The organism is Afipia sp. GW821-FHT14H12 (assembly GCF_058803465.1).
On sequence record NZ_JBXAOZ010000001.1, the window covers coordinates 391,666 to 418,157 of the forward strand.

At 59.9% G+C, this 26,492-nt stretch carries 21 protein-coding genes and 1 pseudogene; 13 read left to right on the forward strand and 9 right to left on the reverse strand.

The genetic code is table 11. The features are described 5' to 3' along the window. Nucleotides 1–10 precede the first annotated feature (10 nt). The 6 genes from AC1RNA_RS01955 (at nt 11) to AC1RNA_RS01980 (ending at nt 4,879) form a co-directional block, all read left to right on the forward strand. Nucleotides 11–1,420, forward strand: coding sequence for a cytochrome ubiquinol oxidase subunit I (locus AC1RNA_RS01955; RefSeq protein ID WP_040298429.1), 1,410 nt, complete (start codon nt 11–13; stop codon nt 1,418–1,420). Next, nucleotides 1,417–2,430: a cytochrome d ubiquinol oxidase subunit II gene (gene cydB / locus AC1RNA_RS01960; RefSeq protein WP_492950026.1), complete on the forward strand. Its 1,014-nt coding sequence runs from the start codon at nt 1,417–1,419 to the stop codon at nt 2,428–2,430. Before AC1RNA_RS01955 ends, cydB begins: the two co-directional genes overlap by 4 nt. 29 nt (nt 2,431–2,459) lie before the next feature. Further along, nucleotides 2,460–2,561 carry a DUF2474 domain-containing protein gene (locus tag AC1RNA_RS01965; protein ID WP_156186913.1) on the forward strand — a complete coding sequence of 34 codons (102 nt, stop codon included), beginning with the start codon at nt 2,460–2,462 and terminating at the stop codon, nt 2,559–2,561. Nucleotides 2,562–2,668: 107 nt separating this feature from the next. Next, nucleotides 2,669–3,280: a L,D-transpeptidase gene (locus tag AC1RNA_RS01970; protein WP_492950027.1), complete on the forward strand. Its 612-nt coding sequence runs from the start codon at nt 2,669–2,671 to the stop codon at nt 3,278–3,280. 42 nt (nt 3,281–3,322) lie between these two features. Then, the gene (locus AC1RNA_RS01975) at nt 3,323–4,375 is read left to right on the forward strand and encodes an amino acid ABC transporter substrate-binding protein (protein ID WP_492950028.1); all 1,053 of its coding nucleotides are present in this window, start codon (nt 3,323–3,325) and stop codon (nt 4,373–4,375) included. 9 nt (nt 4,376–4,384) lie between these two features. Beyond that, nucleotides 4,385–4,879 (forward strand): VOC family protein, encoded by a 495-nt coding sequence (locus AC1RNA_RS01980; RefSeq protein ID WP_492950029.1) that lies wholly within the window; start codon nt 4,385–4,387, stop codon nt 4,877–4,879. A 1-nt stretch (nt 4,880) separates the two neighbouring features. Here AC1RNA_RS01980 and feoB read toward each other — a convergent pair whose 3' ends face one another. The 3 genes from feoB to AC1RNA_RS01995 all read right to left on the reverse strand — a co-directional run bounded on the left by feoB (nt 4,881) and on the right by AC1RNA_RS01995 (nt 8,373). Further along, complete coding sequence (feoB, locus tag AC1RNA_RS01985; RefSeq protein ID WP_492950030.1) at nt 4,881–6,764, reverse strand: ferrous iron transporter B; 1,884 nt, start codon at nt 6,762–6,764, stop codon at nt 4,881–4,883. Between the two features lie 6 nt (nt 6,765–6,770). Further along, nucleotides 6,771–7,055 carry a FeoA family protein gene (locus tag AC1RNA_RS01990; RefSeq protein WP_492950031.1) on the reverse strand — a complete coding sequence of 95 codons (285 nt, stop codon included), beginning with the start codon at nt 7,053–7,055 and terminating at the stop codon, nt 6,771–6,773. Nucleotides 7,056–7,203: 148 nt separating this feature from the next. Beyond that, a complete protein-coding gene (locus AC1RNA_RS01995; protein WP_492950032.1) occupies nt 7,204–8,373 on the reverse strand; it encodes a mandelate racemase/muconate lactonizing enzyme family protein in 1,170 nt (389 codons plus the stop codon). Between the two features lie 150 nt (nt 8,374–8,523). On the opposite strand from AC1RNA_RS01995, the gene AC1RNA_RS02000 reads away from it, so the two are divergent. Then, a complete protein-coding gene (locus tag AC1RNA_RS02000; RefSeq protein WP_492950033.1) occupies nt 8,524–8,985 on the forward strand; it encodes an MEKHLA domain-containing protein in 462 nt (153 codons plus the stop codon). A gap of 10 nt (nt 8,986–8,995) precedes the next feature. Here the strand turns inward: AC1RNA_RS02000 and AC1RNA_RS02005 are convergent, their stop codons facing one another. Further along, on the reverse strand, nt 8,996–9,472 hold the full coding sequence (locus AC1RNA_RS02005) for a hypothetical protein (protein WP_492950034.1): 477 nt from the start codon (nt 9,470–9,472) through the stop codon (nt 8,996–8,998). 7 nt (nt 9,473–9,479) lie between these two features. Further along, nucleotides 9,480–10,049: a DUF488 domain-containing protein gene (locus tag AC1RNA_RS02010; protein WP_009339595.1), complete on the reverse strand. Its 570-nt coding sequence runs from the start codon at nt 10,047–10,049 to the stop codon at nt 9,480–9,482. 670 nt (nt 10,050–10,719) lie between these two features. Between AC1RNA_RS02010 and AC1RNA_RS02015 the strand changes: the two genes are divergently transcribed. From AC1RNA_RS02015 to AC1RNA_RS02040, 6 genes are all read left to right on the forward strand, one after another. Next, complete coding sequence (locus AC1RNA_RS02015) at nt 10,720–12,294, forward strand: NAD-dependent epimerase/dehydratase family protein (protein ID WP_492950035.1); 1,575 nt, start codon at nt 10,720–10,722, stop codon at nt 12,292–12,294. A gap of 11 nt (nt 12,295–12,305) precedes the next feature. Further along, on the forward strand, nt 12,306–13,547 hold the full coding sequence (locus AC1RNA_RS02020) for a DegT/DnrJ/EryC1/StrS family aminotransferase (RefSeq protein WP_492950036.1): 1,242 nt from the start codon (nt 12,306–12,308) through the stop codon (nt 13,545–13,547). Between the two features lie 5 nt (nt 13,548–13,552). Beyond that, nucleotides 13,553–14,275 (forward strand): sugar transferase, encoded by a 723-nt coding sequence (locus AC1RNA_RS02025; RefSeq protein WP_492950037.1) that lies wholly within the window; start codon nt 13,553–13,555, stop codon nt 14,273–14,275. Between the two features lie 66 nt (nt 14,276–14,341). After that, complete coding sequence (locus AC1RNA_RS02030) at nt 14,342–19,186, forward strand: alkaline phosphatase family protein (RefSeq protein WP_492950038.1); 4,845 nt, start codon at nt 14,342–14,344, stop codon at nt 19,184–19,186. A 23-nt stretch (nt 19,187–19,209) separates the two neighbouring features. After that, nucleotides 19,210–21,408: a type I secretion system permease/ATPase gene (locus AC1RNA_RS02035; RefSeq protein ID WP_492950039.1), complete on the forward strand. Its 2,199-nt coding sequence runs from the start codon at nt 19,210–19,212 to the stop codon at nt 21,406–21,408. Further along, nucleotides 21,320–22,738, forward strand: coding sequence for an HlyD family type I secretion periplasmic adaptor subunit (locus tag AC1RNA_RS02040; protein ID WP_492950040.1), 1,419 nt, complete (start codon nt 21,320–21,322; stop codon nt 22,736–22,738). Before AC1RNA_RS02035 ends, AC1RNA_RS02040 begins: the two co-directional genes overlap by 89 nt. 18 nt (nt 22,739–22,756) lie before the next feature. On the opposite strand, the gene AC1RNA_RS02045 is transcribed toward AC1RNA_RS02040, so the two are convergent. The 4 genes and pseudogenes from AC1RNA_RS02045 to AC1RNA_RS02060 all read right to left on the reverse strand — a co-directional run bounded on the left by AC1RNA_RS02045 (nt 22,757) and on the right by AC1RNA_RS02060 (nt 26,259). Further along, nucleotides 22,757–23,707 (reverse strand): HlyD family secretion protein, encoded by a 951-nt coding sequence (locus AC1RNA_RS02045; RefSeq protein ID WP_492951165.1) that lies wholly within the window; start codon nt 23,705–23,707, stop codon nt 22,757–22,759. A 105-nt stretch (nt 23,708–23,812) separates the two neighbouring features. Then, nucleotides 23,813–24,058, reverse strand: a pseudogene (locus AC1RNA_RS02050) (polysaccharide biosynthesis/export family protein); the annotation flags it as partial. 22 nt (nt 24,059–24,080) lie between these two features. Further along, complete coding sequence (locus tag AC1RNA_RS02055; protein WP_492950041.1) at nt 24,081–25,349, reverse strand: hypothetical protein; 1,269 nt, start codon at nt 25,347–25,349, stop codon at nt 24,081–24,083. A gap of 121 nt (nt 25,350–25,470) precedes the next feature. After that, nucleotides 25,471–26,259, reverse strand: a complete 789-nt coding sequence (locus AC1RNA_RS02060) for a LuxR C-terminal-related transcriptional regulator (protein WP_492950042.1) — start codon at nt 26,257–26,259, stop codon at nt 25,471–25,473. Between the last annotated feature and the right edge of the window lie 233 nt (nt 26,260–26,492).

Consider the following 26,492-nt stretch of genomic DNA (forward strand, 5'->3'; position numbering starts at 1 on the left):
GGATATCGCAATGATGGACGGTATCAGCGCAATTGATCTGGCTCGCGCGCAGTTCGCCTTCACGATGTCGTTTCACATCGTGTTTCCGGTCTTCTCGATCGGCCTCGCCAGCTATCTCGCCGTGCTCGAAGCACTCTGGCTGTGGACTGGCCGCGAGGTTTTCATCAACCTTTTCAATTACTGGCTGAAGATTTTCGCTGTCGGATTCGGCATGGGCGTGGTCTCCGGCATTGTCATGTCCTACCAGTTCGGCACCAACTGGGCGACGTTCTCCGACAAGGCCGGCTCCGTCATCGGACCGTTGATGGCCTATGAGGTGCTCACCGCATTCTTTCTGGAGTCCGGATTTCTCGGCGTGATGCTGTTCGGCCTCAAGCGCGTCGGCCACAGACTGCATTTTTTCGCAACGCTGATGGTTGCGGCCGGCACGCTGTTCTCAGCGTTCTGGATTCTGTCGGCCAATTCCTGGATGCAAACGCCGGCGGGATATGCCGTCAATGCCGCGGGTCAGTTCACGCCAACCGACTGGTGGGAGGTGATCTTCAATCCCTCCTTCCCTTATCGGCTGGTGCACATGGTGTTCGCGTCCTACCTCACCACCGCCTTCGCGGTTGGCAGCGTCGGCGCCTGGCATTTGCTGCGTGACCCGTCTCGCGAAGGCCCACGCATGATGTTCTCAATGGCGATGTGGATGGCCGCGATTGTCGCGCCTATCCAGATTTTCGCGGGGGACCAGCATGGCCTCAACACGCTCGAGCATCAACCTGCCAAGGTGATGGCGATGGAAGGCCACTTCCAGAGCCATCCCGACGGTGCGCCGCTGATCCTGTTCGGCTGGCCCGACCAGAAGAATGCGCGCGTCAAATACAGCATCGAGGTGCCGAAGGCATCGTCGCTCATCCTCAAGCATTCGCTCGACGCTCCGCTCAAGGGCCTCGACACCGTGCCTCGCAAAGACTGGCCGAACGTGCCGCTGGTGTTCTGGTCGTTCCGCACCATGGTCGGAATCGGATTCCTCATGCTCGGCATCGGGCTGCTCAGCCTCTGGGCACGCTGGCGCGGGACACTGTATGATTCGAAATGGCTGCATCGTTATGCGCTGGCGATGGGCCCGACAGGATTCATTGCCGTCATCGCAGGCTGGATCACCACCGAGGCGGGCCGGCAGCCCTATCTCATCTGGGGGCTGTTGCGGACCGCCGATGGCGCCTCGCCGCTCGACACGCCTGCCGTCGCCTCCTCGCTAATCGCCTTCATCGTGGTCTACTTCGCGGTGTTCACCGTCGGCATCTTCTACATTCTGCGTCTGATGGCGGCGGCGCCGCATCACGGCGAGGAAGGCCCGACCCGGGATGCGCCGGTCCGCGCGGCTGGCATCATGCCCGGCCCGGCGCACCTTACTCAGGAGCATCGCTCATGAGCGCGATGATCGACCTTCCGACGATCTGGGCGTTCATCATCGCTTTCGCGGTGTTCATGTACGTGGTGATGGACGGATTCGACCTCGGGCTCGGCATGCTGTTTCCGCTGTTCTCCACCAAGGAGGACCGCGACATCATCATGAACTCCGTCGCGCCGGTGTGGGACGGCAACGAGACGTGGCTGGTGCTCGGCGGCGGCGGACTGATGGCGGCCTTCCCGCTAGCCTATGCCGTGCTGATGCCCGCGCTCTACACGCCGATAATCGCGATGCTGATCGGCCTGATCTTTCGCGGTGTCGCCTTTGAATTCCGCTGGCGCACCCAGCAAAGCGACCGCAACCGCTGGGATACTGCCTTTGCCGGAGGCTCGCTGCTCGCAGCACTGGCGCAGGGCATCGCGCTCGGCGCGATCCTGCAAGGCGTGCCAGTCGCAGGCCGTCATTACGGCGGCGGCTGGTGGGACTGGCTGACGCCGTTCAGCATCCTGACCGGGTTGTCGGTCATTGCAGGTTACAGCCTGCTCGGTGCGACTTGGCTCGTGATGAAGACTGAAGGCGACTTGCGCGCACGCGCCTATCACCTGAGCTGGCGGCTGTTGTTCGCAACGCTTGCCGCGATCGGCGCCGTCAGCCTCGCCACGCCGTTCCTGCAAAACGGCTATGCCGAACGCTGGTTCGCATGGCCGAACGTGATGCTGACGGCACAGGTGCCGCTCGCGGTCGCCATCGTCACCGCGCTCCTGATTGTGAACCTGAAGAACCGCCACGATTACAGGCCGTTCTTCCTGACGCTCCTTTTGTTCGGCCTGTCCTATGCGGGGCTCGGCATCAGCATGTGGCCTTACGTGGTGCCGAACAGCATCACGATCTGGCAGGCGGCCGCCCCGGAGAAGAGCCTGAAGTTCATGCTGGTTGGTGTCGCCATCCTGGTGCCGCTCATTCTGGCTTACACGTCATGGGCCTATTGGGTATTTCGCGGCAAGGTCCAGGCAGGAAGCGGCTACCATTGACCGAGCCCGAACCGCCACCTCGGCCGCTCATGACGCGGCTGATCTGGTTTGCCGCCCTGTGGCTTGGCGGCGTCGGCACTGTCGCGCTGATCTCGTACATCCTGCGGCTCTGGATCGCTCCGCACCGGTAAGTGACCGCTCCGATAAAATTTGAACGAACGGAATCTCTGTCCGCCGGATCACTTGCCAGCGTCGCAGCCGTCGGATTTGATAGCAGCCATAAATCCGGAGCCCTCCCATGATCGCATCCCGGCTGCTTCCCCTTGTCACCTGCCTCGCGGCCTTCGCCGCCATGACTACTCCTCCCGCCGTCGCGCAAGGCCGCTACCCGGCCCAGTATGTTGACGGCGACCAGCCCGGCTACGTGCCGAGCGAGGCGGAAGAAGAATTGCCGCCGGAGTTCAAGCGAACCACGGTGTTCTATCGCACCACCGAACCGCCGGGCACCATCATCGTCTCCACCTCCGAGCGCTTTCTTTATGTCGTGCAGGGCAACGGACGCGCATTGCGCTACGGCATTGGTGTCGGGCGCGAGGGCTTCCAGTGGCAGGGGCTTCTGAAGATCAGCCGCAAGCAGGAATGGCCGGACTGGACGCCGCCGCCGGAAATGATCCAGCGCCAGCCTTATCTGCCGCGCTTCATGGCGGGCGGCCCCGGCAATCCGATGGGCGCACGCGCGCTCTATCTCGGCAGCACGGTGTATCGTATCCACGGCACCAACCAGCCGCAGACCATCGGCACGGCGGTGTCGTCCGGCTGCTTCCGGCTGGTCAATGCCGACATCATCGACCTCTACGATCGCATTCCGGTCGGCACCAAAGTCGTCGTCCGGCAGAAGCCGCAGATCTGATTCCGCTACAGTCTTGACCGATTGGGGAAACGGGGCATCGACATGGCAATCTTTTCACGCACCTTCCGCTCGGGCCTGTTGCTCGGGCTCTTCGCCGCCCTGATCGTCGCGATCGGCGCATTCACTGCACTGGACCGTTACGACACCCAGACACTGAAACGCACGGTGAAACGCGGTGCGGTGAACTGCGGCGTCAATGCCGGGCTGCCCGGCTTCGCCAACAAGGATGCGAACGGCAACTGGTCGGGCTTCGACGTCGACATCTGCCGCGCGGTCGCGGCCGCGGTCTTCGACGATGCCACCAAAGTCAATTTCATTCCGCTCGACACCAACCAGCGTTTCAAGGAATTGCAGAACCGCAAGGTGGACATCCTGTCGCGCAACTCGACATGGAGCATGTCGCGTGAGGTCGATTACGACCTCACCTTCGCGGCGGTCTCCTATTATGACGGCGAAGGCTTCATGGTCCGGCGCTCGCGCAACGTCGATTCCGCGCTGGAGCTTGGCGGTACCCGCGTCTGCGTACAGTCCGACACCACGACGCAACTCAACCTCGCGGATTACTTCAAGGTCAACAACATCACCTATGATGAAATGAAGTTCGGAAATGTCGGCGATATGCTCAAGGCTTATGAAGCCGGCAAGTGCGACGTGCTGACCACCGACACCTCGCAGCTTTACGCCTACCGGCAGAACCTCGCTAAACCGGACGATCACGTCATTCTTGCCGACATCATCTCCAAGGAACCGCTCGCGCCCGTAGTGCGCCAGCGCGACGACCAGTGGATGCTGATCGTGAAATGGGCGGTCTATGCGATGCTCAACGCCGAGGAGCTCGGCGTCACCTCAAAGAACATCGACGAGGCGCTGAAGTCGAAGAAACCGGACGTGATGCGGCTCGTCGGCACCGAGGGCAATTATGGCGAGGAGCTTGGCCTGACCAAGGACTGGGCGGCACGCATCATTCGCCATGTCGGCAATTACGGCGAGGTCTACGAGCGCAATGTCGGCCTCGGCTCCAAGCTCGGCATTCCACGCGGCCTTAACCAGCTCTGGAACGCGGGCGGCATCCAGTACGCGCCGCCGATCCGCTGAGGACACTGCATGATAAATCCGAAGCCGATTGCGGCTGGTACGCGGATCGGCCACGTCCATCTCAAAGTGGCCGATCTTGAACGTGCGCTCGGCTTCTATTGCGGCGTACTCGGCTTCGAGCTGATGCAGACTTATGGCGATCAGGCCGCCTTTATCTCGGCCGGCGCCTATCATCACCACATCGGCCTCAACACGTGGGAGAGCAAAGGCGGCTCGCCACCCGCGCCGGGCACGACCGGCCTGTTTCACACTGCGATCCTGTATCCCACGCGCGCCAATCTGGCCGATGCGCTCCACCGCCTGATCGAAGCGAACATCCCGCTCGACGGCGCCAGCGATCACGGTGTCAGCGAGGCGCTTTATTTAAGGGACCCGGACCAGAACGGCGTCGAGCTTTACTGGGATCGACCGAAAGAGGAATGGCCGCGCAACGCCGACGGCTCGCTGGCGATGTTCACACGCCGCCTCGATCTCGACGACCTGCTCGCCGCGCGAGCCGCTTAAGCTAGCCCCAGCCCAGCGCCACGGCGGTGTGGAAGGTGATAAAGGCTGCGAGATAGGCCAGCGCCAGCATGTAGAAGAAGGTGATGAACATCCAGCGCCAGCCACCGGTCTCGCGCCGGATCACCGCGAGCGTCGAGGCGCATTGCGGGGCGAAGATAAACCAGGCGAGGAACGCGAGCGCGGTAGCGAGGCTCCAGTTGTTGGCAAGCGCCTGACCGATTTGCGCCGATGCCTCGTCGCCACCGCCGATGGCGTAGATCGTGCCGAGTGAAGCGACCGAGACTTCCCGCGCTGCCATGCCGGGAATAAGCGCAACGCTGATCTGCCAGTTGAAACCGACCGGCGCCAATGCTGGCTCGATCCAGCGTCCGAGGATGGAGGCCAGACTGTAATTGATGGCGGGTTCGGTCGCGCCCACCGGCGCGCGTGGGAACGACGCCAGGAACCAGATCACCACCATCATCGAGAAGATTGTGGTGCCCGCGCGCTTGAGGAACATCATCACACGGGTGTAGAGCGCCATCGCCACGCTGCGCAGTTGCGGCAGCTTGTAGTCGGGCAATTCGAGCATGAAGGGCGGCGTCGCGCTCTCGCGCCAGAAGAAATGATTGGCGACGAAGGACACCGCAAGTGCGCTGAAAATGCCAATGGTGTAGAGGCCGAACATCACGAGGCCCTGCAATCCGACTATGCCCCCGACCGTGCGATCCGGCACGAATGCGCCGATAATAAGCGTGTAGACCGGAATACGCGCCGAGCATGTCATCAGCGGCGCGACCATGATGGTGGTGAGGCGGTCGCGCCGGTTGTCGATCACGCGCGTCGCCATGATGCCTGGAATGGCGCAAGCGAAGCTCGACAGCAGCGGAATGAATGCACGCCCATGCAGGCCCGCGCCGCCCATGATGCGATCCATCAGGAAGGCCGCGCGCGCCATGTAGCCGAGGTCTTCCAGGAGCAGGATGAACAGAAACAGGATCATGATCTGTGGCAGGAACACAATGACGCTGCCAACGCCTGCAATCACGCCCTTCTGGATGAAGCTCTGCAACAGCCCGTCCGGCAGCAGATCATGAGCGAGCTTGCCGAGGACATCGAACCCGCCGGAGATCAGGTCCATGATCGGCTGCGCCCAGGCGAACACGCCCTGGAACATGACGAACAGCACGGCTAATAGAATAATGAGTCCCGCAACCGGGTGCAGCAGCACCGCATCGATACGACTGGTCAGCGTGTCAGGCCGCGCCGGTTCGCTGACGGCGGCCTTGATGACGCGATCGGCCTCGCGTTGCGCCGCGCGCAGGTCGGCGGCAGTCGGCGCGGTCCATTTGTTTTCACCAGCCTTGCCCGCGCCGTCGGCGGCAAGCTCATCGAGGCGGCGCAATAATTCCTCGGTGCCACCCCGGCGCACAGCTGTGGAGGTGACCACCGGAATGCCGAGTTCGTCCTCCAGTTTGCCCAGATCGATCTCGATGCCGCGGCGACGGGCGATATCGATCATGTTGAGGACCAGCAGCATCGGCCGCCCGGCGCGCTTGAGTTCGGTGACGAGGCGCAGCGCCACGCGCAGATTGGTGGCATCCGCCACGCACAACAACAGATCTGGCTGTGCTTCGGTCGCGAAGCGGCCAAGCACCATGTCGCGCGTCACTTCCTCGTCCGGGCTGCGGCCACGTAACGAATAGGTGCCGGGCAGATCGACCAGATCGATCCGATGGCCCGACATCGTCTGGAATGTGCCGGTCTTCCGCTCCACCGTCACGCCAGGATAATTGGCGACCTTCTGGCGGCTGCCGGTCAGTGCGTTGAACAGCGCGGTCTTGCCGCTGTTGGGAGTGCCGACCAGCGCGAAGCGCCACGACCGGAGCTCGGTGATGCTGGTCATTGCCGATCAGGCCACGAAAATCGACATCGCTTCGCGGCGGCGCAAGGCAATGGTGTTGTTGTCGACACGCACGGCGATCGGATCGCCCGCAATCGGGCCTTCATGAAGCACCTCGACCCGCGCGCCCTCGACGAAGCCAAGTTCGAGCAGCCGACGCTCGATCTCCGCCGCAGGCACGCCATTATGATCGCCAGCCACGGTGATCGTTTCGATCAGGCCGCGAAAGCCGCGCGGGGTCTCGCCGAGGCAGATCGCTCCGTTGCCGCCATTGGGCTTATGGTCGTTATTCATGTGCGGTGTCCTTAGGACATCAACTGGCCCAAGGATCGATTTCGATCAAGTCAATGGAGGTTGATCGGGCACCAGATTAGAACGGTTTTAAATTGCGGACCACGATATTGCGGTTTTGATTGCGTTCCTGGCCGCCATCGGCGCGGCGTTATGACGCCAGCGCCTTCATCTCTTTATAGAGATCGGACTTGCCCTCGAAGCCGATGCCCGGCAGGTCCGGCATGGTGATGTGGCCATTCTCGACCCGCACCCCGTCCGGGAAACCGCCATAGGGCTGGAACAGGTCGGGGTAGCTCTCATTGCCGCCAAGGCCGAGGCCGGCCGCGATATTGAGCGACATCTGGTGCCCGCCATGCGGGATGCAGCGCGACGGCGACCAGCCATGGATGTGCAGCATGTCGAGCGTGCGCAGATATTCGACAAGGCCGTAGGACAGCGCGCAGTCGAATTGCAGCCAGTCGCGGTCCGGCCGCATGCCGCCATAACGGATCAAATTGCGCGCATCCTGATGGCTGAACAGATTCTCGCCGGTCGCCATCGGCCCCGGGTAGAATTCGGCCAGTGCCGCCTGCAACTGGAAATCAAGCGGATCGCCGACCTCTTCGTACCAGAACAACGGGTAATCGCGCAGCATCTTGGCGTAAGCGATGCCGGTCTCCAAATCGAAACGGCCATTGGCGTCGACGGCGAGTTGCGCGCCGCTACCAATCTCCTTGAGCACGGCCTCGATGCGCTGGCGATCCTCCTCGAGCGGCGCACCGCCGATCTTCATCTTCACGACATTATAGCCGCGATCGAGATAGCCGCGCATTTCCGCGCGCAGCGCCGAATTGTCCTTGCCAGGATAATAGTAACCGCCGGCGGCATAGACGAACACGCGCGGATTGGCCTCGCGCTTGTGCCGCTCCGCGAGCAGGCGAAACAGCGGCTTGCCCGCGATCTTCGCCACCGCATCCCACACCGCCATGTCGATGGTGCCGACCGCGACCGAGCGCTCGCCGTGACCGCCGGGCTTCTCGTTGGTCATCAACGTCGCCCACACCTTATGCGGGTCGAGATTGTCGCCGCTCTCGTCGAGCAATGTTTTCGGATCGGCCTCCAGCACACGCTGCGCGAAACGCTCGCGGATCAGCCCGCCCTGCCCGTAACGGCCATTGGAATTGAATCCGTAACCGACCACCGTCTTGCCGTCGCGCACCACATTGGTGACTACCGCAACGAGGCTCGATGTCATTTTCGAGAAATCGATATAGGCGTTGCGGATCGGCGAGGCGATCGGCTTGGTGACTTCGCGGATATCGACGATACGGACGGTCATGGGCAAATCCAATTGGAGGGCACGGGCTGGCCCGCCAATCTAGCGATGGATGCATTGCATGCAATCCCGTAAAATGCAGAGAGCATTGCGGCCCAGACATTCCGCTGTGCCGAGACACGATACTTGAACACAATATTTGATGGAGTTCGTATGCCCGTGGGCCGCCGCATTGCTGCGGATCTCCGACTTTTCGATCTCATTACCGGTAGCTTCCGCCGCCTGACGGACCGCGAACTGGCCGCTCCTTCAGCCGGGGCGGAATGGCTCTATCATCAGGCGCCATTCGTCGTGCTCGCCCATGACGGCGGCGCCGATCCACGCTTCATCTATGCCAATGAGATTGCGCAGGCCTGCTTCGAATATTCGGCGGATGAACTGATCGGCCTGCCTTCGCGGTTGTCCGCCGAAGCGCCGGAGCGGGCCGAACGGCAAAGGCTGCTCGATCGCGTGAGCCGCGACGGCTTTATCGCCGACTATTCCGGCATCCGCATCGCGAAATCCGGCCGGCGCTTCCGGATTGAGAACGCCATTGTCTGGCAACTGATCGATGCCGATGGGACGCATCATGGTCAGGCCGCGACATTCTCGGAGTGGCACGACATCGTGCCGTGAGTGGGACCTTTCAGAAGATCGACCAGCCGTGACTGCCGGCGACCGCGCCGAACACGGTGATCCATGCCAGCCCCACCAACACCCAATGTGCGCGCTGCACCCAGAGGAATGTCAGATCGGGATTTGCATGCACCCAGCGATGGAAGCGCGGCTTCAGAATGAACGGCTCCCCGATGAACAGCACGAAGGCAAACAGCGCCCAGACGCACACCATCGCGTGCATCCACCAGAACGACGCTGAATGGAAGCGATCCCAGAGATCGAACTTCCACAGCATGTAGAATCCGCTGACACCGACGATGAGCACCATGGTGCGTGCCTGCCAGATGAAGCGATGCTCGACCGCTTCGAATGTCGCGAGCATATCCTTGCCGAACACACCGCGCCGCAACGCCGGCAGGAACACCGTCGTCGCCATCGAGGCGCCGCCGATCCAGATCACGACAGCCAGGACATGCAGGGCGCGGGCGAGAGCAAGGTCATCCATGGCGGGCTCATTCTTTCTTCAATCCGCGCTTCATCCCTGCCGACGATTCTCCGGGAGGATAAAGCACGGTGTGATCCGGCCCCACCTTGGCGCCGGGCGTCATCTTCGCAGGCTCGACATTCCCTTTGCCGAGGATGTGGAAGACCTGCCTGCCCCTCGCCAGCAGATAGTCGGCGATGATGCGGCGGTGACATCTCCACCACACCGCCTCAGCGCACATGATGGCGCAGCGCGGCGCTGCGCCGAGTTCGAGAAGCCGCACGAAGCCTTGATGAAAAGTTTCGCCCAGCGCGTAGTCGGCGTAATTGTGGAAGCTCTTGTTCTGCCAGAAGCCGTTGACCTGAGGGTCGATGCCTTTCTTGGCGCGCAGGCCGCCAAGTTCGGCGATGTGCTCGTAGCCGATCTGGAAATCGCCAAGGCTTCCCGGCAGCGTGTCGCGATTATATTGCGGGTTGGTACGCGAGCGCGGAATGGTGCGCACATCCACCACCAGCCCGACCTCGGATTCCTTCAGCAGTTCGACAAACTCTTCGATCGTCCTGGTCGAATGTCCGATGGTGAAAAAAGGTTGTTCCATGGCCTAGCTGCTCGCCTGGCGAACGGCCGGGCTCATACTTCGTAGCTTGGTTATCCTCCCAGAGCGCGGAAATGATCCAGAACAATTCGGCTGAATCTTTTTGTCTGGTTGCAAACCGGCGAGACCAGAATTTTCATAGCATTCCCGACTGTCCGCCAGCGCCTCACCAAGCCAGAAATTTGAATTTATTCAGTAAGTTATTTTTATTTACCGGTCGCCATCCGCAGGCATGACAAGACTCGTCGCCACCAACGCACGTGCGACTCGATTTCTTCGCAGCCGATAGCGCAAAACATCTCCCGAAAGCTCCGCAGAACGACTTCAACAGGAAACGATGCAGATCGCCGCCGATCTGCCGTCGCACATAACATTGTCGTACGGCCTACCCACTTGTAAGTACTCAGCCCGCGTTCGCCGCCCAATCGCACCGTTCGTGGTGGTAATCCAGTTTAGTCCTCAGCCAGCAGTTGCGGCTGCGCTATAGTCGTCATCCGGCCGATTGTCCGAGCATCAGGAACAGCGGAGAGGCATCAAAACAATAAGAAACTCCTCCGGAGGGGAACGACGGCTGTGATCATCTTGATTCACACTGGCCGCTTCTCTCCTTGCAATATCCCGTGCCCGATTGCGTCGAGTCAACGCCGTGGTTCATCTGCCCGGAGTAACGCGTATGGCTTTGTTGCAGCGATTGATTTCTTTCAAGCTTCTCCTTGCATTACGTCCCACCACAGGTTCTGTCCTGCGCGTTGCAGTAGATATCGGCTCATTATGGACAGCGTTTCTGATTGGCTGGTTCTTCATCGAAGATCGAAGTTACGCCGCTCTCCTCGCCTATCAATCGAAACATATCTTTCCGTTCCTGGGTATTTTCTCGCTGCTCACCTTCGTCGCTTATGCGGATGCGGGGCTCTACACATGCCCGCACGGCTATTCCCTTGCGACAAAAATCAGCCGCATCATACGCATCAACCTCGTGCTGCTGATCCTTGCAGCAGCCGCTCATATGTTCGTACCGGATTCCTCTGGTGTCACGCCGCGCATTTTACTGACATCGTTCTCGGGCGCAGCGTTGCTCGCCTGCCTCGCGCGCATTATCTCGTTCGTCCTGCGTTCGGAAGATCACGAGATCAGCTATCCGGCCGAACATCGCGAGCCCGATGAGTCGCGCGTTCTGGTGATCGGCGGCGCCGGCTATATCGGTTCCGCGCTCGTTGAAAAACTGCTGAACCTTGGCAAGCATGTGACGGTTCTCGACGCGCTGCATTACGGCGACGAACCACTCGCGCGCGTTGCCGGGCATCCGGGACTGACGGTCATCCGGGAGGACTTCCGCCACATCGAGGCCCTCACCCGAGCTATGAGCGGCATGGGCGTCGTGATCCATCTCGGCGGACTCGTCGGCGACCCGGCGTGCGCCGTCGATCCGGAACTCACTATCGACATCAATGTAACCGCAACCAAACTCGTCGGCGAGATCGCCAAGGCATGCGGCGCGAAACGCTTCATCTTTGCAAGCTCGTGCTCGGTCTATGGCGCCTGCGACGAGACCGTGGACGAAACGTCTCACTTCAATCCCCAGTCGCTCTATGCCCGCAGCAAGGTTGCGTCCGAAGCCTTGCTCGGTACGCTGCATAGCGACGATTTCGCCGTGACGTGTCTGCGCTTCGCCACGGTTTACGGCATTTCTGGGCGCACGCGGTTCGACCTTGTGGCCAACCTACTTTGTGCGAAGGCCGTCCGCGACGGCGTCATCACCGTTTTTGGGCCAGACCAATGGCGGCCGTTCATCCATGTCGACGATGTGGCGAAGGCTATCGTCACGACGCTCACCGCTCCGGTGGCGTGCGTTGCGGGCGAGGTCTTCAACGTAGGCAGTGACGCCCAGAACTATACACTCGGCCAGCTCGCGGCGCTCATCAAGGCACAGGTGCCGGACGCCAAGATCGTTTCCGATGACGGCACGGTCGACAAGCGTAACTACCATGTGTCGTTCGCGAAGATCCGCAGCCAGCTCGGATTCGAACCGTCATGGACGCTGGAGAGTGGAATCGCGCAAGTCATCGCTGTCGTGCGCACGAATCAGGTCGGACACTACTCTCTGCCGACCTACAGCAATGTTCTCTATCTGAAGGAATGCGGAAGCCAGAGCTTCGGCAGCTTCAAGATCACCGGTTGGGAAACCGAATATATGAGCATCGATCATCTCGCGCCCAGTCACGGGCCGAGACAGGCTGCTGCGGCTTAGAGGGCCTCGCCATGCGGTATCAGGAGGCACAGGACGTCCGCACTGCAAAGATTGGCAGGCTGCCGCTCGCCGTTCCATCCGATCAACCTAAGTTGCACGCGCCTCCGGCAAACATCCCCTTCTTTCGCCCCGTTATCACCGAAGACGAGATCGAAGCCGTAACCGCCGTGCTTCGCTCGGGATGGTTGACCACCGGGGCCAAGGCGCGCGAGTTCGAACAGAAATTCGCAAGCTTTCTCGGGAACGGCGTGGAGGCTGTGGCGGTCAACTCGGCAACAGCCGGGCTCCACCTCGCCGCAGAAGCTTGCGGGATCGGCCCCGGCGACGAAGTGCTGGTGCCGACCCTGACATTCACCGCCACCGCTTCGGTGATACGCTACCTTGGCGCAGAGGTTGTCTTCGTCGATGTCGATCCGGAAACGCGCACAATCGATCTCGATGACGCGGCGCGGCGCATCACGCCACGCTGCAAGGCGATTATTCCGGTCCATTTCGGCGGCTTTCCCTGCGACATAGCCGCGGTGCTCGACTTCGCCCGCCGCCATCATCTCAAGGTTATCGAGGATGCAGCACACGCGATGCCGGCGCACCGCTCCGGCCATCCGGTCGGCACGTCGGAATCGGATGCCTGCGTATTCAGCTTCTACGCCACCAAGCCGATCACGACCGGCGAAGGCGGCATGATCGTAACCCGCAACCCGGAGATCGCCGCCCGTGCGCGCGTCATGCGTACCCATGGACTCAACCGCGATGCGTTCGACCGCTTCAGCAAGGTCGGAGCCTCCTGGGCATACGACGTCGTGTCACCGGGATTCAAATACAACCTCACCGACGTCGCCGCCGCCGTCGGCGTGGTTCAGCTTGGCCGCGCCAACAGCCTGCAATCCGGGCGTCAACACGCCGCCGAGCGTTATCTGAAAAAGCTCGTCGATCTGCCGCTCGATTGCCCCGCACCGGCTCCTGCGGGAAGCCTTCATTCCTGGCATCTGTTTCCGATTCGGCTCCATGAAACCGCGCGCCTCACCCGCGACGAGGTGATCGCGGCCTTGACCGCACAGGGCATCGGCACATCGGTGCATTACCGGCCGCTTCACCAGATGACCTACTGGCAGAAGCGCTATGCCTTCAGGCCGGATGAGTTTCCTCAAGCCGATCGCTATTTCACCGGGGCGCTGTCGTTGCCGCTCTTCCCCACCATGACCGACGGAGAGGTCGATCGGGTGGCCCACGCATTGCAGGAATTGCTGGAGTAATCACCATGCTCGCCTGCGACAGCAACACCACGGCCACAGCCCCGCCCATCACAACACTCAAGGTCAAGCGCACAATCGATGTCGCCGGTTCGGCGCTTGGACTGATCCTGCTGTCGCCACTGTTCGTTCTTATCGCGATCATGATCCGGATGGAGACGCCCGGGCCCGCATTCTTCCGACAAATCCGGGTCGGACTGAACGGCCACCCGTTCCGGATTTACAAGTTCCGCTCGATGAAGGCGACAAAGGCACCTCGTGGCGCGCCTCTCACCGTGCGCGCGGACAAGCGGGTGACCCGCCTTGGCGCGTTCCTGAGGCGGACAAAGCTCGACGAGCTTCCGCAACTCATCAACGTTCTCGCAGGCGACATGTCACTGGTCGGCCCCCGCCCCGAGGTTCCGGAGTTCATGGAATTCTTCTCACCCGCGCAGCGCGCGATCCTTCTTTCGATGCGCCCCGGAATGACCGACTACGCCGCGATACTGTTTCGCAACGAGAGCGATCTGCTCGATCAGGACAAGGATCCGGTGGCGATCTACCGATACAAAATCCTTCCGATCAAGTTCGGCTATTATGAGCGCTACAGCCGCGAGATCAGCGCGACCAATGACCTGCGCATCATTCTGGCGACAGTCTGTTTGCTCATCACCGGTCACATCCCGAAGATGCTGGGTATTGCCTCAGAACTTCAAGACCCTGTCTCGGAAGAAGGTCACGTCGCCACATAGCTTCATATTTCGACAATCGATGACAATACCGGAGACTCGCTAACGGGCTGAATGCGGGAGCGTCACATGAGCACGACCTCAAAAATAGATACGCTCTTTTCCGGGATCTCGAACACATCGAGCTATCCGCCGCACAACGGCCTCGCGGTCGGCCCAAACAACATCGTGATGGCCGAAGGCTCCCGGATCGAGTGGACAAATCTCACCGGCGGAGCCGCCACGATACAATCCGTCTATAGCTTCTTCTCATCGCTTGGAGCGACGGCGACCAATTCGCTCTACGACCCGCGCTGTATCTACGACAGCGCCAGTGGCCGTTTTATCATTATCATGGAGAACATCGGCTCCAACGGGGCCGTCAGCAATATCGACATTGCAGTCTCGAAAGACTCCAACCCAAACGATGGCTGGTATTTCGCGTCGCTCAACACCTCACTGACCATCAACGGTCAACTGACCTCATCCGATCGGCCATCCATCACCGTCGATGGCAGCAACATCTACATCACGGCCCCACAATATAACGTCAATGTTTCGGGATACGCAGGAACCGAGACGTGGGTGATCGGAAAGACGGCCGGCGCCGGGGGCGGCCTCGATAACGGCGGCACAATGACGGTCGTCGCCAACCAGATTACCCCATCGAACCAGGGTATTTTCACCGTCGCGACAGGCAGCAGCGGAACGACCTATTACGCGTGCGACTATTCGACGGGCAGCCAGATCGTCGCTGTCGTGCAGGCCTATAATACGGCCACCGGCACATTCGGCCCTTCGACGACCATTACGCTTGGCAATATCGACCAGGGCGGCTCCTATACGGCTCAGCAGCAAGGCACCACGCTGCTGCTCGACGCCGGCGACAAGCGCATTCAGAGCCTTCAATATGCCAACGGCTTTCTGTGGGGCGTCGGCGAACTGAAGCCGATCGGCTCCAGCGTGCCGCTCGTTCATTGGTTCAAGATTGATGTCAGCAACCCGAACAGCCCGACCCTGGTTGCCCAAGGGGATATATCCGGTACATCGCTCGGGACTAACGTAGCCACCTTCAACGGCTCTCTGGCCGTGGATGGCGCTGGTGACGTCCTTATCAATTTCACCGCCAGCGGCCCGAACATGTATCCCTCGGACTATTATGTCTACGCGGCCGCCTCGGCGCCGGCCGGAAGCTTCAGCTCACCCATCCTCTATCAGGCGAGCACCGGATTCTTCAACTCGGGCAATGGCTCAAGCGTGCAGCGCTGGGGCGCCTACTCGACAGCCATCCCCGACCCCAACAATCCGAACGCGTTCTGGATATCCAACGAATACGTCGCGAGTGGATGGTGGCAAACCGCCGTCTCGCAGATCGAGGTCGGGACGACGACCAATCCAACGATTTCGTTGATCGCAGTCTCCGGCACAGGCGTCACCAACGGCAGCGGTGACCTGAATGCCGGCAAGGCCGTGACGCTCACCGTCACTTTCAGCAGCGCAGTCACTGTCAACACAACTGGCGGCGCGCCGACGCTGACACTCAATGACGGGGGCACGGCGACCTATGTCGGCGGCTCCGGCAGCAGCGCCCTGACCTTCAGCTATGTCGTCGCGTCGGGCCAGAACACGTCAGATCTCTCAATATCGTCCGCGAACCTGAACGGCGCGACAATTCGGGATCAGCTCGGCAACAATGCCGATCTATCCGGCGCAGCAAACTATAATCCAGCCGGCATTTTGCAGATCGACACCGCCACACCTGCCGCGCCCACCGCGCTTTCACTCGACACAACGACTGACAGCGGGACGAAGGGCGATGGAATCACCAACGCCACGCAAGTGAAGATCGACGGCTCGGCGGAGCCCGGCAGCACCGTGACGCTATATGACAGCAATGGAACGACCGTGCTCGGTACGGGAATCGCCGACGCCACGACCGGGGCCTTCGCGATCACCACGGCAGCGCTGGCGGCCGGAACGCATACCATCACGGCAAAATCGACAGATTTGGCAGGCAATACGAGCATTGCATCGGCCGCCACGACGATAACAATCGACACGACCGCCCCTGGAGCGCCCACCGGACTGAGTCTCGACACGTCCACCGACAGCGGCACCAAGGGCGACGGCATCACCAGTTCCACAAAAATCGAGATTGATGGATCAGCCGCGCCTGGCAGCGCTGTAACATTGTACGACACCAACGGCACCACAATCATCGGCACAGGCACCGCCAATGCCACGACCGGCGCGTTCAGCATCACGACATCGGTGCTCGCCATCGGAAATCACAATATTACGGCGAAGGCAGCCGATGTTGCCGGAAACGTCAGTACGGCGTCCGCGCCATACTCCGTGACCGTGACAGCTCCCACTTATGACCATATCGTTGTGGTGATAGACGAGAACAAGAATTACAGCGACGTTATCGGCAATGCGGCCGCGCCTTTCATCAATTCACTGGTGGCAAGCGGCACCCTTTTCACTAGCTACTCCGCGGTGACACATCCGAGCGAGCCGAATTATCTCGCATTGTTTTCCGGCTCCACCCAGGGCGTCACCGACGATGGAATCTACTTCTTCCCGAATGCCCCGACGCTTGCCGGCGAACTGATACAAGCCGGCTACACCTTTACAGGTTATGCCGAGAGTAGCTCCACCCGATCCCACGATCCCTGGGAGAGCTTCGGCGACTCACAAAATCTGGGTCAAAGCTTCAGTCAGTTTCCGACAGACTTCAACCAGTTGCCGACCGTCTCGTTCGTCATACCGAATTTGAACGACGACATGCACGACGGCACCGTCGCTCAAGGTGACCAGTGGCTGTCGGATAACCTCAGTGCGTATGCGGCCTGGGCGCAGGCCAATAACAGTCTGCTGATCGTTACCTTTGACGAGAGTGACAGCAGCTCCAGCAATCAGATCCCCACAATCATTGTCGGAGACGGAATTCCCGTCGGGGAAAACACCCAGGCTCTCAATCACTACAGCCTGCTGCATACCATCGAAGACATCTACGGGCTGCCGGGCTTGACCACTAACGACACCAGCGCGCCGGTCATAAATTTCTCCGCGGTGAACCCGCCAGCTGTCACGTCGGAGATCGAGACGCAATTCTCCGGCATCTCCGATCCGTCAAGTTATCCGCCGCACAATGCGCTCGCCGTCGGGTCCAACTATATCGTGATGGCGGAAGGCTCAAAGATCGAATGGAGCAACCTGACCGGCGGTGCTTCGACGACCCAGTCGGTCTACCAGTTCTTCAAGTCTTTGGGATCGACGGCAACCAACGCCCTGTTCGATCCACGCATCGCCTACGACAGCGTGAACGGGCGCTACATCGTCACCATGGATAACATCGGTTCCAACGGGACCGTCAGCAATATCGATATCGCAGTCTCCAAGGACTCCAACCCAAATGACGGTTGGTATTTCGCCTCGCTGAACACTTCGCTCACCCTCAACGGAAGTCTGACCAGTTCGGATACACCCGTGGTTTCCGTGGACGGCACCAACATCTATATCACCGCGCCGCAGTACAATGTCAGCGGCGGCGGCTGGCAAGGCACCGCCGTCTGGGTCATCGGTGATATCGTGGGCGCAGGCGGCGGCATCTACAACGGCGGGACAATGACCGTCACGGCGAGTGAGGTTACCTCCCCGAGCCAGGGCATCTATCGCGTCGTGGCCGGCGGCAACGGCTACACCTATTACGCCAGCAGTTATTCGACCGGCGGCCAGATCGTGGTGACCCTGCAGGCCTACAATGTAGCCACCAACACATTCGGAGCGGTGAGCACAATCGGACTCGGCAAGATCGATCAGGGCGGGTCCTATACCGCACAGCAACTCGGAACGAGTCTGCTGCTGGATGCAACGGACAAACGCGTTCAGAACCTCGCTTATTCCAACGGCTTTCTCTACGGCATCACCGAAGAAAAACCGATCGGATCGAGCGTCCCGCTGGTTCACTGGTTCAAGATCGACGTCAGCAACCCGAACAGTCCGACGCTGGTAGCGCAAGGCGACATTTCAGGCGCTTCGCTCGGCGCCAATGTCGCGACATTTAATGGTTCGATCGCCGTGGACGGTGCCGGTGATGTCCTCATCAATTTCACCGCCAGCGGTGCGAACATGTATCCTTCGGACTATTATGTCTACCAGTCGGCAGGCAACGGGGCGGGCTCGTTCAGCGCGCCGATTCTGTATCAGGCCAGTTCCGGCTTCTTCAATTCAGGCAACGGATCCAGCGTCCAGCGCTGGGGCATTAATTCAACGACGATTGCCGATCCGAACAACGCGCATGGATTTTGGGTTTCAAACGAATATGTCGCGAACGGATGGTGGCAAACATCCGTCACTGAAATCAGCATTCAGCCGTCGCTGGAAACTCCGACACTTACGCTCGGCAGCACCGCTCTGACCGTGAACGCCGGATCCTCGGCGACGCTGCCGATCAGCGTGGCCGGATTCGACGCCGACGACACGGTCACCGTCGCAATCGGCGGACTGACAAGTTATGAGACCATCACCGACACTCTCGACAAACAAACCTTCAGCGGCAGCTCCGTCACGCTGACGGCAGCCGAGGTCAACAGCGGCCTATCGTTGCAATCGTCCTACGCCGGCACGGACCATCCGGTGAACACGCTGACCATCACCGCAAGCAACACAACGGCGGGAGAAAGCGCGACTTCAGCGGCTCAAACAATCACCGTCACAGACCCTCCGGCCTCTCCTGCCATGACCTGGAGCAACTGGAATCAACACAATTCCTCATTCCAGCACCTCACGGCCCTGATGGAGCAATACATGGCTGCAGGATTGCATGGCGCCGGCAGTCACAACTTTGGCTCAACCAACGATACGCCAACGCATTTCAATCCGGAGGAACAACCATTTCTCGGCACGTCGCATCACAGCCATTTTTCGTAGCCTGAAACCCGGAATACCTCCGCATGACGCCCCAAAACGATTCAGGACTTCTGGCTCTTGTCCTGCTGCTTCGGATGAATGGCATCTCCGCCGATGCCGGGCAGGTTCGACATGACGTCGGCGCAGATGCAATCGGCATCATGGAGATGCTGCGCTGTGCCCGCAGCGTCGGTCTCAAGGCGCGCAGCATCAGAACGAGCTGGGCCCGCCTGACGCGAACGCCCCTTCCAGCAATCGCTGCGCTTGTCGACGGCAGCTTCCTGATCGTGGGCAGCGCCTGCGACGACAAGGTACTGGTTCAGCGGACGCCGGGACTAAGACCGGAAGTGATGAGCAAAGTGGCGTTCGAAGAGCTCTGGGATGGCCGCCTGGTGCTGATGACGCGCCGTGCAACACTCTCCGATCTTTCAAGGCGGTTCGACATCACCTGGTTTCTCGGCGCAATCCGGAAATACCGCAGGCTTCTGGGCGAGGTGCTCGTCGCCTCTTTTTTCCTGCAAATATTCTCCCTCGTTACACCGCTGTTCTTCCAGGTTGTGATCGACAAGGTGCTGGTGCATCGCGGCCTCGACACGCTCCAGGTCCTCGTCATCGGCCTTGTGGCGATCGCCCTGTTCGAGGCGATTCTCAGCGCACTCCGCACCTATCTGTTTGCCCACACCACCAACAGGATCGATGTCGAGCTTGGCGCCCGGCTGTTCCGGCACCTCGTCTCGCTGCCGCTCGCTTATTTCCAGAACCGTCGCGCCGGAGATTCAGTCGCGCGCGTGCGCGAACTTGAGAATATCCGCAATTTTCTTACCGGCTCGGCGCTCTCCCTGATCATCGACCTCGCTTTCACATGCATCTTCCTGATCGTGATGTTCGTCTATTCACCGCTGCTGACATGGATCGTGCTCGGCGCTTTTCCGTTTTACATCGCCATTTCGGTCGCCGCGACACCGCTCTTCCGTCGAGGCCTAGATGAAAAATTCAAGCGCGGCGCGGAGAATCAGGCTTTTCTGGTCGAGAGCATCGTCGGCATGGAAACGCTAAAGGCGATGGCCGTCGAGCCCCAGATGCAGCGTCACTGGGAAGAGCAACTCGCAAGTTACGTCACCGCGAGTTTTCGCGTGCTGAACCTTGGCAATGTCGCAAGCCAGGCGGTCCAGTGCATCAGCAAGCTTGTCACTGCCGCCGTCCTGTTTCTGGGTGCCAAGCTTGTCATTGAGGGCAATTTAACCGTCGGCGAGCTTGTTGCCTTCAATATGCTCGCGAGCCGGGTCAATGTGCCGGTGCTGCGTCTTGCCCAGGTTTGGCAGGATTTCCATCAGGCTCGTCTCTCGATCGAACGACTCGGCGACATCCTGAATACCCGTCCGGAATCGGCGGGCATTCCTCATCGCGCCGCGCTGCCGCCGATCCGTGGTGAGATCACCTTCGAGCATGTGGACTTCCATTACCGCATCGACGGGCCGACGATTCTGCACGACGTACAGTTCCACATACCAGCCGGTCAGGTTGTCGGAATCGTCGGACCGTCCGGATCGGGCAAGAGCACGCTCGCCAAACTCATCCAGCGCCTCTATGTGCCGGAGGGCGGCCGCGTGCTTGTGGACGGCGTCGATCTCGCGATGGTCGACACCGCATGGCTGCGCCGCCAGGTCGGGGTCGTTCTGCAGGAAGACATGCTGTTCAATCGCTCCGTGCGCGACAATATCGCGCTCGCCGATCCGGCCATGTCCATGGATCAGATCGTTCATGCGGCCACGCTTGCCGGTGCGCATGAATTCATTCTTCAGCTTCCCGAAGGCTACGACACGCTGGTCGGCGAACGCGGCTGTAGCCTGTCAGGCGGGCAACGGCAGCGGATCGCGATTGCTCGTGCGCTCGTTACCGACCCGCGCATCCTGATTTTTGACGAAGCGACGAGCGCGCTCGACTACGAGAGCGAACGGATCATCCAGTACAACATGCGTCGCATCTGCGAGAAACGCACGGCCATCGTCATCGCCCACCGTCTTTCAACGGTTCGCCGCGCCGATCGCATCCTCACGCTTGAGCGGGGGCGTCTGATCGAGGATGGAACGCATGACGAACTGATGCGGAACAACGGGCGCTATGCCAGCCTCCATGACATACAGGCGGGACTCCATGACCTCCGTCAGAAAAATCATACCGTTCCCGGAACGCCGGACACCTTCTCGCCAATACGAGACGGCGTTCCTACCAGCAGCGCTTGAAATCATCGAGACCCCGGCCTCGCCCACCGCGCGCGTGCTCGGTGCGGCGATCATCGCGCTTTTCGGGGTAGCACTGCTATGGGCGTCTCTCGGCACCGTCGATATCGTCGCCGTCGCGCCGGGCAAGATTATTCCCAACGGCCGCACAAAGATTATCCAACCATTCGAGGCAGGCGTAGTCCGTGCCATTCACATCCATGACGGCTCGACCGTCAAAGCAGGCGATGTCCTGATCGAGCTCGATCCCACGATCAATGCAGCCGACGTCAAACATATGGAAATCGACCTAATCGCCGCCGAGCTCGATGTCGCGCGGCTTCGGGCCGCCCTCGCAAACCACGACAATCCGGCCGACAGCTTCACGCCACCGCAGGACGCAACCAAAGAGCTCGTCGAAACGCAGCGTCAGTATCTGATCTCGCAGACCCAGGAACATCGCGCGAAGATCGCCGAGATCGGCCGCCAGATCGCACAGAAACGGGCGGAACGTGACACCATCGCCGCCAACATCGCCAAGCTGGAGGCCACCATTCCCCTGCTCGAGGAGCGGACAAAGATGCGGGAATATCTCTACGAGAACAAGCTTGGCTCGAAGATCACTTATCTGTCCGAGTTACAGGATCTCGTCGGTCAGCAGCACGAGACGCTTGTTCAGAAAAGCAGAGAACAGGAAGCGGATGCGGCGATTGCCGCGCTCGACGAGACGCAAACTCGCGCGAAAGCAGAATACCGCCGCACCCTGCTCGATGATCTCTCAAAAGCAGAACAGAAGGCGGGAGGCCTCAGGCAAGACGTCATCAAGGCCAAGCAGAAGGCCAAGCTTCAAATTCTGACTGCTCCGATCGACGGCGTCGTGCAGCAACTGGCGGTGCACACCATCGGCGGTGTCGTGACGCCGGCGCAATCCATCGCCGTGATCGTGGCGACCGACGGCGGCGTTGAAATCGAAGCCATGGTGTCCAACCGGGATATCGGTTTCGTATTCCCCGGACAGACTGCCGAGATCAAGGTCGATACCTTCAACTTCACACGCTACGGCCTGCTTCATGGACACATCATCAGCGTCTCGCGCGACGCCATTACCCCCGAGAAATCGCGCGAGCAGCCGATGCAGCCGGAAAGTCCGGCAACCGAGCCTAAAAATCAGGAGCTCACCTATGCGGCCCGGATCGCACTCGACCGCACGCAGATGCAGATCGACGACAAGCTGATCCCGCTCTCTCCCGGCATGGCCGTGACGGCCGAAATCAGGACAGGGTCGCGACGTATCATCAGCTATCTGCTGTCCCCGCTCGCCCGTTACAAGCACGACATTCTGCGAGAGCGGTAATGCGGTCGCCGCACGCGGTTATGGCTCACGCTGATCATCGGTCTGGCCCGGCCGCAGAGTGACCTCGACAACATCTCCGGGCTGAAGTTCAGACTCTTCGTTCGCACGAATGCGGGTCTGGCCTTTTTCGTCCATCCTGATGACGACAATCTCGGGCTGGCCGCCGCCACGGACGAATTGCGACCGGACAAGTGTTGCATATTGCAGCTTCTCCGACGTGCTCTGCAGCTTCGCCCGGACCTCGGCGAGTTTGACATTGGCATCCTGCAGATCCTTCAGCAGATCCATCTTGCGGTGATCGTCGAGCTTGCCGAGCTGCCGCGTGAAGTCGCTCTGCTGCTGCTTGATCTGCATCAATTGAGCTGACGTCTGCAGCTTTCGTGTCGAGGACATCAACACCGCGCGCCGGGAATCCGCAACGCGCGGGCTTGGAAGAGCGCCTTTGCCATAAAATTCCAGAGCCCTTTGCAGTTCGTCTATGTCGGCCTGCGCGCCCTGGTCATCCTGTTTTTGCTGCTCCGTCAGGACATCAACCTGCTTGTCCCCCAGTGCGATTGCGCGTTGCAGGAATGCCTTTTGACTGTCGTAATCCGCCTGACGGGCCTTCAACTGCTCCGCCTCGACATGCACGATTTCAGAAATCGTCGATTGCTTCAAAGGCAAATCTTTGAGGCTGCTTTGATTGAGGTGCTTGTCTTCTCCAAGTTCCGTCTTCAAACGCCAGACAAGAGCTTGCTCTTTGGCGAACTCTGCCCACAGGGATTCATACTCGGCTCTCAGGTCCGCGGCCTCGAGAACCGGATTCTGCATCCGATAGCGCATCAGCTCGTAGCCGCCCGATAGAGCGACGGCTTGCCGGACCGTCATCAGCGGCCTGTAGGCATACTCACCCGGCTTGGAAACGTCGCCGTTGACGTAGATCGGCCGATATTCCACCACGGTCGCCGTCACCTCGTCATGGTCGATCATGATCTCATTGTCACGTCCATCCGAAAGCCGCTGACGGAAGACCTTGGTCGCAAGGATCGCTTGAATTCTGGATTGCGCTTCCGCAGGCGTAAGACCCGCGACGGGAAGATTGCCCATCATCGGAAACGAGATCGAGCCATCCAACTGCACGGGAACGCGCTGCTTGAGTTCCGGCGCTCTCGCCACCGAAATTTCGATCACATCGCCGACATGCAGCCGGTAATCGGCCTTCGCTGGAGAGGCCGCGCACAACATGGCCGCTGCGAACAGCAGCAGCCCGAAACAGGAGAGGCGCGCAATCTTGCGAGGACGAGGGGAGCCGGTTTCCATTGACAATCGAACCGTCGACATGATGCCACTCCTGTATTGGCGGTCATTGACGCATTGATGACTGCTTCGAGAGCTCTTTTGGCCAAGACAACCGCGTGACGTAATCCGCGACCGGCCCACCCGGCTGCCCCCAATTGCTGGACCAGATGACCTGCGACCCGTCGGGCGATGGCGATGCGTGAGTTTCGCTCCAATAATCATGCTTGGGATTACGGACCTGCGCGATCCGGCGCACCTCTCCGCTCCCGTCGATGCGAAGCGCAACCACCTCCTGATAGAAAGGCGCCCAACTCCGGTGTGCAGCGATCTCGGCATAATTCCCGCCGTAGCTCAGGAATACCCATCCGGGCAGATTGATATTCCGCAGCGAGGCATGCTGCCCCTCTCCGTAAGGCGCAAGATCCGTAACCTTGCCGTCGACCAACCGCCGCTTGATGATGTGAAACTTGTCCGGATAATCCTTGCTGATGCCGACATAGACGTCGCTGCCATCCGCATCGATCGTCATGTCGCCATGGCCCGGGCGATGATGATCGCTCCAGTACTGGAGCTGCGTGCCATCAACCGCGAACACATATCCGTGGTCGATGTCGCCAGGCATTTTCTGAGAGCAGAAAATGTAACGCCCCGATGGAGAGATCGAGCAATGGCCATTCTTGCCCGGCAGTTTCGTCAGATCGATATCCGCGAACTTCGTCTTGTCTTGAATGTCATAGGCAAAGGCCACAAGGGTTCCGTCGGCTGCCGTTGCGCGAACAGCCAATCTTTTGCCATCCCGTGAAGGGTTGCCCTTGTAGGGCCCGAATTGAAGATTGCGGTAGCCAGCTCCTGCGAAAACGATCGTCTTGACGTCGCTTCGCGGATTCCAGGTGTAAATCGCGCGGTGACTGACGCAGATCATCAGCCGCGAATCCGTCGGATGCCACTCGCATTCGTCCGGCGTCGAACGATGAAAAAGCGGAACGTAAGTCTGCCCGTCGAGAAAACACAGCCCGGAGCAACCGTTCGAAATCACCAACAGGCTCTGATCGGCATTCCAGGCCTGGGAGCTTGAGTATCTGTGCGTGCAGTATGCGGGCTTACAGACAATACCGCCGGGCATGTTTCCACCCGGATCCGTCACGCGAGTCACGCGCGTGCCAAACGCCAGGTCCGTTGCCTCTTGCAGATAGGCGATATTTGGTGCGGGAAGTGTCGGAAGGACAAGCGCCGTCGCCAGATCATCGACAGCCAGTGCAGGGACATGCGACGCGCCCCATAGCAGCGCCACACAAAGCACGCCTCTTGCCGTCAGCACGTTCATCTCGCCCATGTTGATCCAATCAGCGAATTCGGAAATTGAAGGCGGCCTCGTCCCCTCTCAATCGAACCTCAGAATGTTCCCGGCTCCTTTTCTCGCGAGCAGCTGCCATGAACGGCAGCAGCCGCTCTTCTCACCGTGCGGGCGGCAATGCCGCCACGCTTCCAGGCTCTGGTGAATGCGCCACGATCGAAGGCGATACGGTCGCATTCTCGATCTGGCAAAGGGAGAAGCCGCTGTTCATTCCCCAGATCGCGGCCTGCGTGCGACTATGGACACGTATCTTGCGAAGGATCGACTTGACGTGAACTTTGACAGTCGCCTCCGAAATGGCGATCTTTCGCGCGATCATCTTGTTCGATCCGCCTTCGATGATACAGCGCAGCACCACTTTTTCCCGCAACGACAGTTGCGGAATCGGTGCGCCGCCAACTGCTGCGATCAACTGCTGTTCCAGATCGCTCTTGCATTCGTTCGCATTCACATGAGAGCTGGCGCCATTGTCATCGCTGGCCTGATCAAGCACGAATGGAAGAAATGCAGCCGGCAAAATCGTTTCACCCAGCATCACCAGTTCCAGAAACTTGATGAAAGCGACCGACGTTGCGACGTTGGCCAGATAGGCGCTAACGCCTGCGCGATAAACGGACGCGATATTGATCAACTGATTGCTGTTATCCAGCACCACGACGCGCCACATCGGATTCCGCGCCTTGATGAGCTTGATTTGATCAAGCACGGTATTCGAACCATCGCCGGCATCGAGAATAAACAGGGCGCAATCGTGTACGACCATGGCATCCAGAGCAGCGTCGTCCACTCCCGTGATTGCGTCCAGAACATTGAAGTCCGCAGCTCCAAGAATACGACTAAGGCCTTCGCGGAAAAGATTGTTCGATCCAACAATGACGGTCGCACGCATGTTCGACTCCATAACCGCCCCGACCTTTGATCGACTCCGTCCCCATTCCGAAGCCACCATTGGACAACAGCCAGTCAATGATCAGGATATAAATCCTAGATCCAATTCAACCGCGCGATCCTCCGCTCCTGCCTTGGCTTTTATTTTTTTGAAAACCCAGCCACCGATCAAACTTCCAACATGGATCAGACCGTGATCCTTTTATGAAATGTAAATGACAATTCGCGGTATCG